Origin of the sequence: Rathayibacter rubneri (genome assembly GCF_023743255.1) — a bacterium.
Classification (GTDB): domain Bacteria; phylum Actinomycetota; class Actinomycetes; order Actinomycetales; family Microbacteriaceae; genus Rathayibacter; species Rathayibacter rubneri.
In genome coordinates, this window is the sequence record NZ_JAMRYM010000037.1 from 1 (window position 1) to 15,410 (window position 15,410).

The window sequence follows — 15,410 nt, forward strand, 5'->3', positions numbered from 1 at the left end:
GGGTGACGCGGGCCGGGGTGACGCGGTCCGGAGCGACGCGGGCGGGGTTGATCGGAGCGGAGTCGACCGGAGCAGGGGCGGCAGCGGGCGAGGCGGCCGCAGCAGCGGCCTCCGCCGCTCGCGCCTCGCGCCGGGTGGGCAGGGCGGTCGAGCCGTCGCGACGCTCCGTGGACTCGGGAACGTCGGGGTTCGTCACGCGCGCGCACTCCTCTGACAGGTCGATCCGCGGACATCGGGGCCGTCGGCGGGGCCGGTCGGGCACCGGCGAGGAGCGAGTCTAATCCCGTCGTCGCTGATATCGAAAGGATCACGGCCCACCGGGTCGGTGCCGGTGCCAGGATGGACGGGCAAGGGAAGGAGCCGTCCATGACCGAATCCACCCCCACCGGGCCCGTGCTCGTCGGCGTCGTCGAGGGCCAGCGGCCCGAGGTCCTCCGCACTGCCGCGCGCGTCGCCCGCGAGCTCCGCGCGCCGCTCCTGGTGCTCTACGTCGCCCCCGACCCCTATCTCGTCGGCGACTACGTCGATCCGATGACCGGCAGCATCCCCGTCGGGGTCGTCACCGGCTCCGGTCCCGCCCGCCCGTCCGCCCCGCCGAGCCTCGTGCACGAGGTCGAGTCCGTCCTCGACGGCGCCGAGCACGAGTTCCGCGTGTCCGAGGGCGAGCCCGCACTCGCACTGAGTGACGTCGCCGAGCAGACCGACGCGCGGATGATCGTGGTCGGCACCCGCGATGCGGGCGTCCTCGCGAGCATCGCCGAATTCCTCAGCGGCAGCGTGGCCGTGCACCTCGCGCACCGCCAGCACCGCCCCGTGATGGTGGTGCCCCGTGCCGAGCGCGACCCCTCGCGCCCGGCTCCCTGGGAACTGGCGGAGTGACGCGGCCGCTGCCTCTGCGCCCGGGCCCCCTCCTCGTCGTCGCGGCGGGCGGCTCCGTCGGAACCGCCGGCCGGTACGCGACCGCGCTCGCCCTGCCCCCGCTGGGCGCTCTGCCGGTCGCTACGATCGCGGTGAACCTCGTCGGTGCCTTCCTGCTCGGCGTGCTGCTCGAGGCCCTCGCCCGGCGCGGATCCGACGAAGGCCGCCGCCGCTCGCTGCGGCTGCTCCTGGGCACGGGATTCCTCGGCGGATTCACCACCTACAGCACCTTCTCGCTCGACACCGTCTCGCTGCTCGAGTCGGACCGCGTCGGCGAGGCCGCGCTCGTCGCCGCGATCACCCTCGTCCTGGGGACAGGAGCGGCGGTCCTCGGCATCGCCCTCGCGAGCCGGCTCCGGTCGACGGGGGAGGCGGAGTGACTCCGCTCGCCCTGTTCCTGGGCGTCGCACTCGCGGGCGGCGTCGGCTCCGCGGCCCGCTTCGCGATCGACGGAGTCGCGCGCTCGCTCGTTCCCGCGCGCTGGCCCGTCGGCACCTTCGCGATCAACGTGATCGGCTCCCTCCTGCTCGGGATCCTCGCGGGGCTCGCGCTCTCGGGCGCCGTCGACGAGCAGTGGCGCGCGCTCGTCGGAACGGGGTTCCTCGGCGGATTCACCACCTTCAGCACCGCGAGCGTCGAGGCGGCGCGGATGCTCCTCGAGCGGCGGTGGGCGGCCGGGCTCGCGTACGGCCTGGGCACGTGGGCGGTGGCGCTCGTCGCGACGGTGCTCGGTCTCGCTACGGCGGCGGCGCTCGTCTGAGCCGGGCGCGGGCGGTGCGGACGCTCCGGATCCCCGAGTGGCCGCGACCCGGGCTCCCGGCCCACTGCAGGGCCCGGGAGGCGTCGAGTCGTGCGCGAGGCGACTCGAGCCGGGGTCGGAAGCGGCCTCCGGTTCCGAATCGCGCCGAGCCGCGCGGGCGCCGATCCGCCAGAAGACACGAGCCGCGCGTCGGACGGCCCGCACGCCCGGAGTGGGTCCGCTCGGGTCGGCAGCAGGTCGCGGAAGGACCCCGTCCGGCCCGCGGCAGCCATCCGCACCCCGGAACGGGTGACGAAGCAGGGCGCGGGATGGGCGAGGATGTTCCCGTGACATCCGTGGGGGGCGTGCGAGATCTCAGGTTGGCCGTCGTCGACGACCAGCCTCTCTTCCGGCAGATGCTGACCTCGATGCTGCGGACGGTGCCGGGGGTGCGCAGCGTCGTCGAGGCGGGATCGGTCGCCGAGGCGCGCGAGAAGCTGACGCCCGCCGCCCTCGACGTCGCGATCCTCGACATCGAACTGGGCGACGGCGACGGCATCGAACTCGGCCGCGAGCTGCGCGCCGGCAACCCCGAGCTCGCCCTCGTCCTGCTCTCGGCGGTCGACGCCCTGCACCGCTTCCTCCGCCTCGACCGGTCGGAGGCGCGCGGCTGGAGCTACCTCTCCAAGACCTCCTCGCTCTCCACGCCCGCACTGCTGACCGCGATCCGCGCCACCTCCGACGGCCGCACCGTCCTGGATCCCGCCCTCGTCGCCGCCCGCACGGCCCGCCGCAACTCGCCCGTCGCCGCGCTCAGCCGCCGCCAGTACGAGGTGCTCACCCTGCTCTCGGCCGGTCTCACCAACGCGGCGATCGCCGAGCGCCTGGGCATCGCCGTCCGCTCGGTCGACAACCACGTCAACGCCCTCTACGCCGGCCTGGGCCTGCGCTCCGACGGCACCCGCAACCCGCGCGTCGAGGCGGCGCTGCAGTTCCTCGAGCACACCGCATGACCCTCGTCGACGACACGCGCCGGACGCCCGCGGACGTCCGCCAGGAGAACCGGATCCTGGTCGGAGTCGTCGCGCTGCTGGGCACGGTGCTCTCGATCCTCGCGGCGCTGCAGGCGGTCTTCGCGCTCGGCATGCTCTCGCAGACGACGCGCGGAGTGGAGGGCGGTCCGGTCCTGGACGTGGTCGTGCGGGTGCTGGTCAACGTCACGGCGGTCGCGGTCGCGGTGCTGGTGCTCTCGGTCGTCAAGCCCGAGCGCTTCGAGCGCCGCCCCCGCGTGCTCGCGGCTCTCGCCGTCGCCGTCGGTGTGGCGCTCGTGCGCTGCACCCTGCAGGTGATCGCCGGCGTGTACCCGCTCGCCGCCCTCGACGCGCTGGTCGTCGAGCTGGTCGTCGGAGCGATGGTCTTCGGCCTGGTCACCGGCTTCGGTCTGCTGTTCGTCCGGACCGCGCGCCGCGTCCGCGAGAAGGAGCGCGAGCACGCCCGCGTGCTCCTCCAGGCGGTCCAGGCCGTGCAGGCGCTGCAGAAGGAGGAGCTGCGCGTGCGGCGCGAGGTGGCCCAGAACCTGCACGGTCGGCTCCAGAACACGCTCGTCGTCCTGACCGCCGAGCTGCAGGTCGTGGCGGAGGGATCCGCCGATCGCGAGCGGCTCCTCGCGATCGCCGCGCGCCTGGACGAGCTCCGCGAGCGCGAGGTGCGGGCGGCGAGCGGCGCGCTCTACCCCGTCGACATCGAGCACGGCCTGGTGCCGGCGATCCGCGACCTCTTCTCGCGCCTGCCGGTCGAGATCGCGGTCGACCTCGAGATCGACGACCGCTACCTCGAGGTCGAGGAGCGCGGTGTCCCGCTGGATCAGCGCGTCCTGCTCGTGCGCACCGTCGAGGAGGCGCTGACCAACGCCCTGAAGCACGGCGGGGCGAACGCGGTACGCCTGCGCCTGGATGTCGACTGCGCGGCCCCCCGTCCGGCCGTGATCGTGCGACTCGACGACGACGGTCGCGGGCTCGGCGGCGAGTCGGCGTGGAGCGGACTCGACCGCCTGTCGCGCCAGTTCGCCGTCTACGGGGGAACGCTCGAGCTGTCGCCGTCGTCCGCCGGCGGAGCGCGGCTCGCTGCGCGGCTGCCGCTGCAGCGCGCCTGAGGACGGTCGGCACCTGCTGCGGTGCGGCGTCGCCGGGCAGCGTCCCCGCGACTCTCATTCCGGGTCTCGGAGGAGTGCTGGGCCCGGTCTCACGGCGACTCGCGCCCGACCTCGTCCGCGAACGGACGCGATCCGGGCTCTGCGCTCCGACCGGGACCCGTTCCGCGGCGACTCGGCCCCGAGCTCGTCTGCGAGTGGGCGCGGTCCGGGCTCTGCGCCCTGACCGGGCCCCCTTCCACGACGACTCGGGCCTGACCTCGTCTGCGAGTGGACGCGATCCGGGCTCTGCGCTCGGACCGGGCCCCGTCCCACGGCGACTCGCGCCCGACCTCGTCTAGGAGTGGACGCGATCCGGGCTCTGCGCTCCGCCCGGACCCCGTTCCACGACCACTCGCGCCCGACCTCGCACTCCGGGTCCCCGTGCCGGCGCCGTCCCAACCCCTCGACTGGGTGGAACTGCTCCCCCTCGTGCGGGGGAATCCCGGAGCGGCTGCGCCCCGATCGGCGCTCACCGTCCGGATCCCGCACTCGGGGTCCGGACGGTCGCCCTCGTCTGCGAGAGTGGGCGGACCCGCGCCTCAGCGGGACGCGCGGGGGGTCGAGTGAGTGACGCACTGAGCGCAGGCGACCCGATCGTGCTGCCGGACGGCGCTCCCGCCCGCGTCTCGGGCCGGGTCCGCGCCCTCCGCCTCGGAGTCGGGGCGGCGGGACTGCTCCTCGCCCTCGTCCTGCTCGTGCCGAACGCCACCGCCCTGCCGGCGCTGGTGCTGCCGTTCGCCCTGCTGCTCGCGGCGCTGTGGATCACGGCGTCGTTCCGACTCGAGCTCTCCTCCGGCATCGGCACGGTGACGTTCGGGGTCGGAGTCTCGGTCCTCGCGTTCGTCGCGCAGGACGTCCCCCGCCCTCAGGCGCTGCTGCTCTGGGTCCTGGCGCTGGCGGTGTACCTGGTGCTCGGGCGCAGGCCCTGGACGGTGATCGCCTACCTCACCGGGCTCGCGAGCCTCTCGGGTGGCGCGTTCCTCCTGGTGCTCTCCCTCTTTCCGGGCGCCGGATGGTGGCCGGTGCTCGGGGCCGTGCCCGCGGTGCTCGCCTACGGCGCGCTGTCGATCGGGGCGGAGTACCTGCAGGCGCGGCTGACGCTCGCCGAGGTGCCGGACGCTCCGCCTCCGACCCTCCGCCCGGACCGCGTCGCTCTGGTGCTCGCGCTGAACGTCGGACTGGTCGCGCTCGCCTACGGCGCCCGGCTCTCCTCCGGGATCGAGCGGATCGAGCTGGGGGTCGGGCTCGACATCCGATCGGCGAACGCGCTGCTGATCGTGGCGCTCGCGATCGCCGTCGTCAGCCAGCAGCTGCGCCGCACGCGCGTGGAGCGCAAGCTCGACGGACTCGTCGAGGCGTCGCTCGCGCTGCCGTGGGGCGACCAGGCGGCGATCTTCGCGACGCTCGAGACGGCGGCGCGCTCGGCGATCCCCTCGGCGAGCATCCGCCTCTCGGAGCAGCCGGGCCGGCCGTTCGAGCTGTCGGCGCCCGTGACGGCGCCGGGCACGGGCGTCCGCCACGTCGTCCTCACGCGCCGCCCCGACTCCGACGGCTTCTCGCCGCTGGAGCATCGGACGCTGCTGGCCCTCGCGCACATCGCCACCCAGGCGCTCTTCGACCGCCGCACCACGCGCGCCCTGCGCGACGCCGCGACGACCGACACGCTGACCGGGCTGACGAACCTCCGCGGCCTGTACGAGGAGTTCGACGCGCTCCCCGATCCGTCGCGCCGCGCGATGCTCTTCCTGGACCTCGACGCGTTCAAGGCCGTGAACGACACCTACGGCCACTCCACCGGCAACGTCGTCCTCGAGGAGGTCGGCCGCCGGATCCGCGAGAGCGTGCGCAGCGACGACGTCGTCGCGCGCATCGGCGGCGACGAGTTCGCCGTGCTCCTCGACTCCGCCACGGCGGCCTCCGTCACCCTCCGCATCACGCGCGCCGTCGAGCAGCCCCTGCTCGTCGGCGGTGTCACCCTCCACCCCCGCATCAGCATCGGCGCTCCGGTCGCCGTCGACGGCAGCAGCTTCGACCGCACCATGCAGGAGGCCGACGAGCGGATGTACGCGTCCAAGCAGGAGCGCCGGGGCGGGTCGGGAGAAGCGGACGGCGCCGACCTGGTGTCCGAGATCCGGGCCGCGGTGCAGGAGGGGGCGGTCGAGGTCGCGTTCCAGCCGGTCATCGACGTCGCCGAGCGGCGAATCCTCGGCTTCGAGGCCCTCGCCCGGTTCACCCGCCGCGACGGCACGCCGCTGAGCCCGCTGACCCTCGTCGACGTCGCGCGCTCCCTCGGGCTGCTCGACCGGCTGACGATGCAGATCGTCGACCGGGCCGTCGCCTCGATGCGCGAGTTCCGCGAGATCGACGCGTCGGTGTCGTTCCTCAGCGTCAACATCGAGGCCGAGCAGCTCCTGCACGACGAGGTCGTCGACCACGTCCGCGCACTGCGCACGTCCGACCTCGGCATCCAGCTGTGCCTCGAGCTCACCGAGGGCTCGATCGGCCACGTCGACGCCGACGTCATCGACCGGGTGCGCCTGCTGACGGAGGAGGGCATCGCGATCGCCCTCGACGACTACGGCCAGGAGCACGCGGCGGCCGCGGCCCTGCTGACCGTGCCGCTGAGCATCGTGAAGATCGACCGGGTGTTCCTCGCCGACGAGCAGAACCCCCGGCACTCCACGATCCTGCGCTCGATGATCGGCCTGGTCTCGGATCTGGACATGGGCACGATCGTCGAGGGCGTCGAGACCCGGACCGCGCACGACCTGCTGACGTCGCTGCAGGCGGAGCGGGCGCAGGGCTACTTCTACGGCCGTCCGCAGTTCCCGGAGCACGTGAAGGAGCGGCTGCGGTCGACCGGGACGGCGGCGCTGCCGGACCAGGGGCGCTGACGAGGAACGCCGTCAGCGGGGGGCGGGCTCCGACCGGTCCGCCTCCGACCGCCACCCCGCCCGCAGCGTCTCGACCCCGTCGAGCAGCACGTCGAGCCCGGTCTCGAACTCGGCGTCGTAGTCGTAGCCCTCGCGGGCCAGCTCGAGGACGACCTCCATCAGGTACGGGTACAGCGCCGCCGCCTCGGCCGGCTGGTCCCGATGCGTGGCGGCCGCGGCCTCGGCCGACTCCTCCGGGGTCTCGAACGAGAGCGTCTTCTGCTGCAGGGCGAAGCCGTAGACGTACGCGTCCAGGAGCGACGTGACGTGGACCGTGGTGCGGAACGAGAAGCCGCTCTCGCGCAGACACCCCATCATCGCGTCGTGCTGGCGGAGGTTCTCGGAGCCGGGCCGGCCGTGCGCCTCCATCAGGCCGACGGCCCAGCGGTGCCGGGTGAGGGCCGACCGGAGGGACGCGGCGCGCTCGCGCATCGCCGGCTTCCAGCCGCGCGCGGCGTCGGGCAGGGCGACCTCGCTCCAGACCAGGTCGACCATGCCGTCGAGCAGGTGCTCGCGGTTCTGCACGTGCTTGTAGAGGGCCATGGGGACGACCTCGAGGCGCTCGGCGAGGGTGCGCATCGTGAAGCCGTCGATACCGACCTCGTCGGCGAGCTCCACGCCGGCGCGCAGGACCGAGTCGCGATTCAGCCGCGGTCGTCGCGGGCTCTGCGGGCTCTGCTCGGGCACGCGTTCCTCCCGTCGCCTCTTGACGGAGTGTACGCCCTACACCTAGCCTCCCGAGCAGAAGGTGTACGTCGTACACCACGAGTCGGCCCCGCGGCCGGGAACAGGACGCCCATGCCCTCCGTCGATCGGACCGCCCGCCTCACGGGCGTCCTCTTCCTCCTCACGTTCGCCACGGCCATCGCCGGCGCCGTGCTCTACCTGCCGCTGCTCACCGACCCCGACTACGTGCTCGGACCCGGCGCCGACACCCGTGTGGTCATCGGAGTGGTCTGCGAGATCCTGCTCGTTATCACCAACCTCGGCACGGCGCTCGTCCTCTACCCGGTCCTCCGCCGGCACCACGAGACCGCCGCCCTCGCCTACGTCGTCGCGCGGGTCGTGGAGTGCGCGCTGATCGTCGTCGGGATGCTCGCGGTCGTGTCGGTCGTCGAGCTGCGGCAGGCGCAGGCGGGAGCCGACGCCGACGCCGCCCGCGCCGTCGCCCAGGCGCTCGTCGCGGTCCACGACGCGACCTTCCTCCTCGGCCCCGGCTTCGTCGTCGGCATCGGCAACGGCCTGCTGCTGGGCTTCCTCCTGCACCGCGCGCACCTCGTGCCGCGGCCGGTCGCGCTCCTCGGCCTCGTCGGCGGGCCGCTCATGTCGCTGTCCGGCATCGCCGTCCTCTTCGGCGCGTACGAGCAGACCTCGGTCCGGTCGGGACTGCTGACGCTGCCCGAGATCGCGTGGGAGCTGTTCCTCGGGGTGTACCTGACGGTGCACGGCTTCCGGCGGGCGACGGAGCCCGCAGCGCCGGCCGCGCGGGTGGGCGCGGAGAGTGGGCCGCGGCTCCCCTGAGGGCGATCCGCCGCACGCGATCCCCACCGCCGTCGGACGCTTTCTGCTGCTTCCGTCTCTCCGGAGCAGCAGAGAGCGCCTGATGGCGTGACGCTACTCCGTCTCCCACGGGAGGAGAGCGTCCGCCCGCGGGCCGAGCCAGCCGAGGAGGAGCACCGCGCACACGAGGATCGCGGCGGTCACGCCCGCTCGGAACCACCGACGTCCCGACAGGCGCACCGCGGTCGAGATCGCGGCCCAGATCGAGAGCGGGATCAGCATCAGGAGGAAGCCGACCCGCGTGATCATGCGCGCGTCGGCCCCTCCGAGGAACGCGTTCACCGAGGCGAGCACGGCGGTGAGCGCGGCGAGGAAGCCGAGCGCGCCGAGCATGATGCCTGCGGCGGAGTCCAGCTGCCGGGTCAGGCCGTCGGCGCGGCGAGGTTCAGGGGTCCGTTCGCGCTCCAGAGCGACCCGCTCCTCCTCGAGGAGCTGATCGAACGCCACGAGTGCCTGCTCCTCGGCGCCGAGGTGTCCCTCGGGCAGCAGGATCAGCCGCTGGACCCGTTCCCGGGTCGGGTCGCCCGTCCTGGCGACGGTCCGGGCGAAGAGCCGCCGCTCGAGCTCCGTGGTTCCGCCCGGGACCAGGAGGCCCCACCGGCCGGCCTGGTCCAGGTGGTCGTCGGCGCGGTACGACGCCGCGAGCTCCGTCCGCACGGCGAGATCGAGAGGCTTCCGCACCAGTCGCGCCCGCAACCGCTCGCGCTCCCGTCGCAGCTCCCGCCACTCGGCCCGTTGCTCCGCACCCACCTGCTGAGTATGGAGTGCTCCGGGACGGACCGCTCGCTCGGCGTCTCACGAGCAGGTGTACGTCACTCCGCCCACCACGTGCACGCCCGCGCCGAGCTCCGCGCACGTCGCGAAGAGGCTCCCGAAGACTGCCACCAGCGCGATCACTCCGGCCGTGTACAGCACGATCGTCACGGCCGCGACGACGATCCCCGCGAGGGCCAGCCCGCGCGGACCGCCGTCACGGCGACTCCTCCGGAGTGCCAGGATGCTCAGCACGAGTCCCGCGATGTCGAACCCCGGGAACAGCGCGAGGACGAGCCCGGTCACGGCCAGAACCACCGTCGTCGTGTACGCCGACGAGGCGGTGGGAGCGTCCGAGCTCACGCACGCCCCTGCAGGATCAGGTTCCAGTACACCCAGGGCAGCACGAACCGGTCGGCGACGAACGTCGCGCGACGCTCCTTCGCGAGGCCCTTCCAGAACGGGATCGTCGGCTTGGGCCGGTAGCGGTCGTCGAACTCGGCGAAGACCACGGTCTTCCGCGAGACGACGAACGGGCAGACGGAGTAGCCGTTGTAGGTCATCGGCAGCGGCTTCCCCTTCCGCGCGGCCACGAGGTTCTTCGCCAGTGTCTTGGCCTGGGGGCGCAGGGCGCCGCCCGACTTCGAGTTGGTCGTCGCGGCGGCGTCGCCGAGCGACCAGACGTCCGGGAAGCGGACGTGGCGCAGCGTCAACGGGTCGACCTCGACGAAGCCGCCGTCGGTCAGGCCCGAGCCCTCGAGGAAGGGGGGCGCCGACTGCGGAGGCACGACGTGCAGCACGTCGTACGCCAGCGTCTCGCGGTGGTCGCCCTCCAGGCCCTCGAGCGACGTCGAGTGGTCGGGCCCGAGCAACGCGGTGCGGCGGTCCTCGCCCGCCAGCTCGATCGTCTGCGAGGCGGGGTCGACCTCGACGAGCTCGCGGTCGTAATGCACCTCGATGCCGTACTCGGCGACCTTGCGCTCGAGCTCGGCGTCGATGAGCGGCATGCCGAACAGGGTCGGCGTCGGCACCACGAGCACCACGTGGATGTCGGCGAGCACCCCCGTCTTCCGCCAGTAGTCGCACGCCAGGTACATCGGCTTCTGCGAGGCGCCGGAGCAGGTGGCCGGCCCGCTGGGCTGCGTGAAGACCACGGTGCCCGAGCGGACGTCGCGCAGCACGCTCGACGCCTTCCGCGCGTACTCGTACTCGTAGTTCGAGATGCCGACCGGCGACTCCATCGCCTCGACGAGGCCGGGCACCGCGTCCCAGTCCTTCCGGATGCCCGGGCAGACCACGAGCTGGCCGTAGCCGACCGCGCGCCCGCCCTCGAGAGTCACCGTCTTGGCGACGGGATCGATCGTGGCGACGCGGTCCCGGATCCACGTCACGCCCTTCGGCGTCACCTCGCCCTGCGGACGGGTCGCCTTCGAGGCCGGAGCCGTGCCGCCGGCCACGTGCGAGAACATCGGCTGGTAGTAGTGCGTCGTGCGCGGCTCGATCACCGCGACGTCCGACACTCCGTAGCGCCGCAGCCGCCCGGCCACCGACAGCCCGGCGTTGCCGCCGCCGATGACGAGCACGTCGTGATGCAGGGCGGGCGCGGGGGAGTCGGTCATGTGCCCACCGTAGGCGGCGGGTGCGACAAGGGCCACGGGGGAGGAGACCCCTTGCGCTCGGCCCGGGGGAGCGCTGTCTCCTCGCGCCGTCCCGACCCCGGAGACGGCGTCGCACGGTCCGCGGACGTGCGTTCCGCGCCACCGGGACACGCGGCGACGGCTCCGGGTTACGGTTCTCGCCGTTCACACCCCCTGAGCAGAAGAGGTCCCCTGTGATCCGTCGGCGACTCCCCGTCCTCGTCCTCCTCCCGCTGGCGTCCGTCCTGGCGCTGACCGCGTGTTCCGCGCCGGACGGCGGCGACGCGCCGCAGGAGGCCTCGCCGTTGACCGAGTACCTGGGCGCCCTCTACGGCACCGACCGGAGCCTGGAGCAGCAGCAGGAGGAGTTCGCCGAGCAGGAGCGGGCCCGTGAGGACCTCGTCGCGGCGTGCATGAAGGAGCAGGGGTTCGACTACACGCCGAACCCGCAGAGCGCGGCCTCCGTCACCACCGGCAGCGGGGAGTGGGAACCGGAGGATCGCGAGTGGGTCGCCCAGTACGGCTACGGGGTCGTCGACTTCCCCGGTCGCGACGAGCCGGTCGAGGCGGACGAGGAGTACGTCGACCTCAACGCGGACTACATGGCGAGCCTGTCCGAGTCCGAGAGGGCGGCGTACCAGGAGGCCCTGACCGGTCCTCCCGTCCCGGAGGACCAGGCCGGCGAGGACGGCTCGTACGAGTACGACTGGGCGGCGTCCGGCTGCTTCGGCTCCGCCCAGCACGAGCTCGACACCCGGGATCCGGTGCGCGCGAGCGAGCACGAGCCGCTGATGGACGCCCTGAGCGAGTTCTACTCGAGCCAGGCGACGGCGCCCGGGCTGGTCGATCTGAACGCGGAGTGGTCGTCGTGCATGACCGATGCCGGGCACCCCGGATTCGCGGTCCAGTTCGACGCGCGGAACTCGATCGTCGCCGAGGTGAGCGCGTTCCGCGAGGCGTCCGACGAGCCGATCGAGGACTCGGACCCGAAGCTGCAGAAGCTCGCCGAGAAGGAGATCGCTCTGGCGCTCGCCGACCTCGACTGCCGCGAGAAGACCGACTACCGCGCCGAGGAGAAGAAGGTCCAGGTCGAGCAGGAGCGGCGGTTCATCGCCGACCACCAGGCGGAGCTGGACGCCCTGAAGGCCGACGTCGAGCAGGGGGACTGAGTGCGCGAGCGCGGACGCCCGACCGCGGGCGACGACGAGACGACCGATGCGCTCGCCTCCCTCACGATCGCCGACCGGCAGGGGGAGGAGGCGACGCGTCGACCGGGGCGGTTCGCCGGGATCGGCGCCGTCGTGGCGCGGAACCGGCTCCTCTGGATCGTGGCCGTCGCTGCACTGGTGAGCCTCGTGGCGGGTCTGGTCATCGGCCGCTTCGCGGTCTCGCCGGAGGACGCGGCCGCCGGAGCGGCGCCCCCGGCTCCCGGGCTGATCACCGCGCCGGTCGGGTTCGGCGCCCTGAGCACCGACGTGACGCTCCGCGGCGAGGTCGCGTTCGCCGATCCCGTCGAGGTGACCGTCGACACGACGACGATCCAGGGTGCCGCGGTCGTGACGGGCCGGGTCCCCGCGGCGGGCGCGGAGCTGGCGCCCCTGTCGATCGCGCTCGAGGTCGCCGGTCGCCCGGTGATCGTGCTGCCCGGCGAGCTGCCCGCGTACCGGACCCTCCGGTTCGGGGTCTCCGGGCCGGACGTGGTGCAGTTCAAGACGGCGATGCGCAGCATCGGGCTGGACGCGGGGGACCCGACCGACGACGAGTTCGACGAGGCGGCGGCGCAGTCGGTCACCGAGCTGTACGCCCAGGCGGGCTACGCGGCACCGGCGATCGACGACGGGGACGCAGCCGTCAGGGCGGCGGAGGAGGCGGTGGCCTCGTCCACGCAGGCTCTGGCGGCGGCTCGGAAGGAGCTGGCCGCGGCGCAGGCCGGACCGTCGGCGGCGCGTGCGGCGTCGACCCGCCGGACGGGAAGCAGGTCGCCGATCTGCAGGACGCCGTCGCCCTGGCCGAGCTCACCCGGGCGCAGCTGGGCGCGGTCGCCGAGACGAGCATCCAGCGCGCGGCGGTCGACTCGGCGCAGTCGCAGGTGACCCGGGCCGAGGAGGACCTCGTGCGCGCCCGGCAGTCCGTCCTGCCCTCCCTCCCCGCCGGTGAGGTGCTGTTCCTGACCAGCCTCCCGCGACGGGTGGACGCTGTCGCGGCGAAGCGCGGGGCTCTGCTGTCCGGGGCGGCGATGACGGTGTCGGGAGCGCAGCTCGCGCTCTCCGGATCGGCGGCGGAAGCCGACGCGCGGCTCGTCGCCGTGGGGCAGGTGGCCTCGTTCGAGCTCCCGGACGGGGCCCTCCATCGAGCCGCCGTCGCGGCGGTGGCGCCGGGGAAGACGTCCGACGAGCGCTGGACGATCACGCTCGCTCCCGATCCGCTCTCGCCCGAGCAGATCGAGCAGGTGAAGGGCACGAACGTGAAGGTCACGATCTCGGTCGGCGCGACGGCGGGGGAGGTCCTCTCCGTTCCCGTCGCGGCCCTCTCCGCCGGTCCGGGGGGCGAGAGCCGCGTGGAGGTCGTGGACGGAGATCCGCGCGATCCCGCCGCGACCACCCGGCTCGTCTCCGTGACCACCGGACTCGCCGCAGCCGGAGCGGTCGAGGTCTCACCCGTCGACGGAGCGCTCGCCGAGGGCGACCTGGTCGTGGTCGGCCGGTGAGCACTCCTCTGATCGAGCTGCGCGGAGTCACCCGCTCCTTCCCCGGTCCGCCCGAGGTGCGGGCGCTCGAGGGCGTCGACCTCACCGTCGACGAGGGCGACTACGTGTCGATCGTGGGGCCCAGCGGGTCGGGCAAGTCGACGATGCTGAACATCCTCGGACTCCTCGACCGTCCCAGTGCGGGCGAGTACCGGTTCGACGGAGCCCTCACGGGGGATCTCGACGAGGACGCGCGTGCGGCGGTCCGCGCCCAGCGCATCGGGTTCGTCTTCCAGGCCTTCCACCTGATGCCCCGGCGCACCGTCCTCGAGAACGTCGTGCTCCCGATGCTCTACAGCGGCACGCCCCGGGCGGAGCGGGAGAGCCGCGCTCTGGACGCCCTGCGGAGGGTCGGACTCGGCCACCGCCTCGGCTCCCTCCCGACGACCCTGTCGGGAGGAGAGCGCCAGCGCGTGGCCGTCGCCCGTGCCGTCGTCGTCGGGCCGCGGCTCCTCCTCGCCGACGAGCCCACCGGCAGTCTCGACGGCTCCACCACGACCGATGTCATGCGCCTCTTCGAGGACCTCACGAGCACGGGGCTCACCCTCGTCGTCATCACCCACGACCGGGCGGTGGCCCGACGGGCACCGCGGAGCGTTCGCATCGCCGAGGGCCGGCTGCAGGAGCTGACGGCATGAGCAGGCTCCTCCCGCGCCGCCGGCGCCCGTCGAGCCCGGAGCCGGCATCGCCGCTCGTGAGTCCGATCAGGTCCGCGGACCGCTTCACCGCGGCCGACCTCCTCGCCGAGGCGACGTCCGACCTCGGCACCCGGCCCGGTCGTCTCGTCATGACCCTCCTCGGCACCGTCCTCGGCGTCGGCGCCCTCGTCGCCACCGTGGCCTTCGCCCAGACCACGGCCGGGCAGCTGGCCCGGCGCTTCGACGCGTTCGCCGCGACCCAGGTCGTGGCCCAGCCCGCCGAGGCCCGCACCGCCGGCGGGGACAGCGTCGCCACGGCGCGCCTCCCGTGGGACTCCGTCGAGCGCCTCTCCCGGCTCGCGGGGGTCGAGGAGTCCGCCGTGATCGGCGAGGTGGCGCTGCGCGAGGGCGCGAGCGTGACCGCCGCGCCGGTGGTGGACCCCTCCGCGCCGGCCGTCGCTCCGCCCCGGGTCTTCGCGGCGTCCGCCGCCCTCATCGAGACCCTCGAGGGGCGGATCGCGGTCGGCCGCATGTTCGACTCCGGTCACGACGCCCGCGCCGACCGCGTCGTCGTCCTCGGTTCCCGCGCCGCCGAGCGGCTCGGAGTCGGGCGGCTCGACTCGCAGCCCTCGATCCTGATCGACGGCGTCGGCTACTCGGTCCTCGGGGTCTTCGACGGTGTGCGCGCGAGGGGGGAGCTCCTCGACGCCGTCGTCCTGCCCACCGGCACCGCGCGGGCCGATCTCGCGCTCGGCGCACCCGGCGAGGTCCAGGCGAGGATCGGCATCGGCGCCGGGCCGCAGCTCGCGGCCCAGATCCCGCGCGCGCTGCTCCCCGACGCCCCCGACTCCGTCGGCGTCTCCGCACCGGGAGGCCCGTCCGATCTCGCCGGGGAGGTCCGCGCCGACGTCGATCTCGTGCTCCTCGTGCTCTCGGTCATCGTCCTGCTCGCCGGCGGCGTCGGCATCGCGAACGTCACCACGCTCTCCGTCATGGAGCGGATCGGGGAGATCGGCCTCCGGCGGGCGATCGGCGCCACCCGACGGCAGATCGCCCGGCAGTTCGTGGTCGAGTCGGTCGTCCTGGGCCTGCTCGGCGGCCTCCTCGGCGCGGCGGCGGGCGTCCTGGCGGTGCTGGCCGTCTCGCTCGCCCAGCACTGGACGCCCGTGCTCGACCCCCTCGTCGCGTTCGGCGGCACCCTGCTCGGATCCGTCATCGGACTGCTCGCCGGCAGCGTCCCCGCGCGACGCGCCTCCCGCATCGAACCCGTCGCCGCGCTCCGCGGCTCGTGACGG

16 protein-coding genes and 1 pseudogene are annotated in these 15,410 nt (G+C 73.8%); 12 read left to right on the plus strand and 5 right to left on the minus strand.

Translation table 11 applies throughout. The annotated features are described in order from the left end of the window. A pseudogene (locus tag NB037_RS10030) lies at nt 1–196 on the minus strand (ParB/RepB/Spo0J family partition protein); the annotation flags it as partial. A 170-nt stretch (nt 197–366) separates the two neighbouring features. Here NB037_RS10030 and NB037_RS10035 point away from each other — a divergent pair. The 6 genes from NB037_RS10035 (at nt 367) to NB037_RS19880 (ending at nt 6,742) form a co-directional block, all read left to right on the plus strand. Further along, nucleotides 367–879: a universal stress protein gene (locus tag NB037_RS10035; RefSeq protein ID WP_251945513.1), complete on the plus strand. Its 513-nt coding sequence runs from the start codon at nt 367–369 to the stop codon at nt 877–879. Next, nucleotides 876–1,298 (plus strand): fluoride efflux transporter CrcB, encoded by a 423-nt coding sequence (crcB, locus tag NB037_RS10040; protein ID WP_251945514.1) that lies wholly within the window; start codon nt 876–878, stop codon nt 1,296–1,298. The genes NB037_RS10035 and crcB (NB037_RS10040) overlap by 4 nt, the downstream gene beginning before the upstream one ends. Then, complete coding sequence (gene crcB / locus NB037_RS10045) at nt 1,295–1,678, plus strand: fluoride efflux transporter CrcB (protein WP_251945515.1); 384 nt, start codon at nt 1,295–1,297, stop codon at nt 1,676–1,678. The genes crcB (NB037_RS10040) and crcB (NB037_RS10045) overlap by 4 nt, the downstream gene beginning before the upstream one ends. A 326-nt stretch (nt 1,679–2,004) precedes the next feature. Continuing rightward, entirely contained in the window at nt 2,005–2,670 is a 666-nt protein-coding gene (locus tag NB037_RS10050; RefSeq protein ID WP_251945516.1) for a response regulator transcription factor, read from the plus strand. Next, nucleotides 2,667–3,809 (plus strand): sensor histidine kinase, encoded by a 1,143-nt coding sequence (locus NB037_RS10055; RefSeq protein ID WP_251945517.1) that lies wholly within the window; start codon nt 2,667–2,669, stop codon nt 3,807–3,809. Before NB037_RS10050 ends, NB037_RS10055 begins: the two co-directional genes overlap by 4 nt. 602 nt (nt 3,810–4,411) lie before the next feature. Next, the gene (locus tag NB037_RS19880) at nt 4,412–6,742 is read left to right on the plus strand and encodes a putative bifunctional diguanylate cyclase/phosphodiesterase (protein ID WP_251945518.1); all 2,331 of its coding nucleotides are present in this window, start codon (nt 4,412–4,414) and stop codon (nt 6,740–6,742) included. 12 nt (nt 6,743–6,754) lie between these two features. Here the strand turns inward: NB037_RS19880 and NB037_RS10065 are convergent, their stop codons facing one another. Then, the gene (locus NB037_RS10065) at nt 6,755–7,468 is read right to left on the minus strand and encodes a TetR/AcrR family transcriptional regulator C-terminal domain-containing protein (RefSeq protein WP_251945519.1); all 714 of its coding nucleotides are present in this window, start codon (nt 7,466–7,468) and stop codon (nt 6,755–6,757) included. Between the two features lie 111 nt (nt 7,469–7,579). On the opposite strand from NB037_RS10065, the gene NB037_RS10070 reads away from it, so the two are divergent. After that, complete coding sequence (locus NB037_RS10070; protein WP_251945520.1) at nt 7,580–8,302, plus strand: DUF4386 domain-containing protein; 723 nt, start codon at nt 7,580–7,582, stop codon at nt 8,300–8,302. 93 nt (nt 8,303–8,395) lie between these two features. Here NB037_RS10070 and NB037_RS10075 read toward each other — a convergent pair whose 3' ends face one another. The 3 genes from NB037_RS10075 to NB037_RS10085 are packed head-to-tail and all read right to left on the minus strand — an operon-like array spanning nt 8,396 to nt 10,713. Then, a complete protein-coding gene (locus NB037_RS10075; RefSeq protein WP_251945521.1) occupies nt 8,396–9,091 on the minus strand; it encodes a hypothetical protein in 696 nt (231 codons plus the stop codon). Between the two features lie 45 nt (nt 9,092–9,136). Beyond that, a complete protein-coding gene (locus tag NB037_RS10080) occupies nt 9,137–9,457 on the minus strand; it encodes a DUF4190 domain-containing protein (protein ID WP_251945522.1) in 321 nt (106 codons plus the stop codon). After that, the gene (locus tag NB037_RS10085; protein ID WP_251945523.1) at nt 9,454–10,713 is read right to left on the minus strand and encodes an NAD(P)/FAD-dependent oxidoreductase; all 1,260 of its coding nucleotides are present in this window, start codon (nt 10,711–10,713) and stop codon (nt 9,454–9,456) included. Before NB037_RS10085 ends, NB037_RS10080 begins: the two co-directional genes overlap by 4 nt. 212 nt (nt 10,714–10,925) lie before the next feature. Here NB037_RS10085 and NB037_RS10090 point away from each other — a divergent pair, with 212 nt between their 5' ends. The 5 genes from NB037_RS10090 to NB037_RS10110 are packed head-to-tail and all read left to right on the plus strand — an operon-like array spanning nt 10,926 to nt 15,407. Beyond that, entirely contained in the window at nt 10,926–11,900 is a 975-nt protein-coding gene (locus NB037_RS10090) for a hypothetical protein (RefSeq protein ID WP_251945524.1), read from the plus strand. After that, nucleotides 11,901–12,824, plus strand: a complete 924-nt coding sequence (locus tag NB037_RS10095) for a hypothetical protein (RefSeq protein WP_251945525.1) — start codon at nt 11,901–11,903, stop codon at nt 12,822–12,824. It begins immediately after the preceding gene. Nucleotides 12,825–12,844: 20 nt separating this feature from the next. Then, on the plus strand, nt 12,845–13,438 hold the full coding sequence (locus NB037_RS10100) for an efflux RND transporter periplasmic adaptor subunit (RefSeq protein WP_251945526.1): 594 nt from the start codon (nt 12,845–12,847) through the stop codon (nt 13,436–13,438). After that, on the plus strand, nt 13,435–14,115 hold the full coding sequence (locus NB037_RS10105; protein WP_251945527.1) for an ABC transporter ATP-binding protein: 681 nt from the start codon (nt 13,435–13,437) through the stop codon (nt 14,113–14,115). Before NB037_RS10100 ends, NB037_RS10105 begins: the two co-directional genes overlap by 4 nt. Continuing rightward, nucleotides 14,112–15,407 carry an ABC transporter permease gene (locus tag NB037_RS10110; protein ID WP_251945528.1) on the plus strand — a complete coding sequence of 432 codons (1,296 nt, stop codon included), beginning with the start codon at nt 14,112–14,114 and terminating at the stop codon, nt 15,405–15,407. Before NB037_RS10105 ends, NB037_RS10110 begins: the two co-directional genes overlap by 4 nt. The last annotated feature ends 3 nt before the right edge of the window (nt 15,408–15,410 follow it).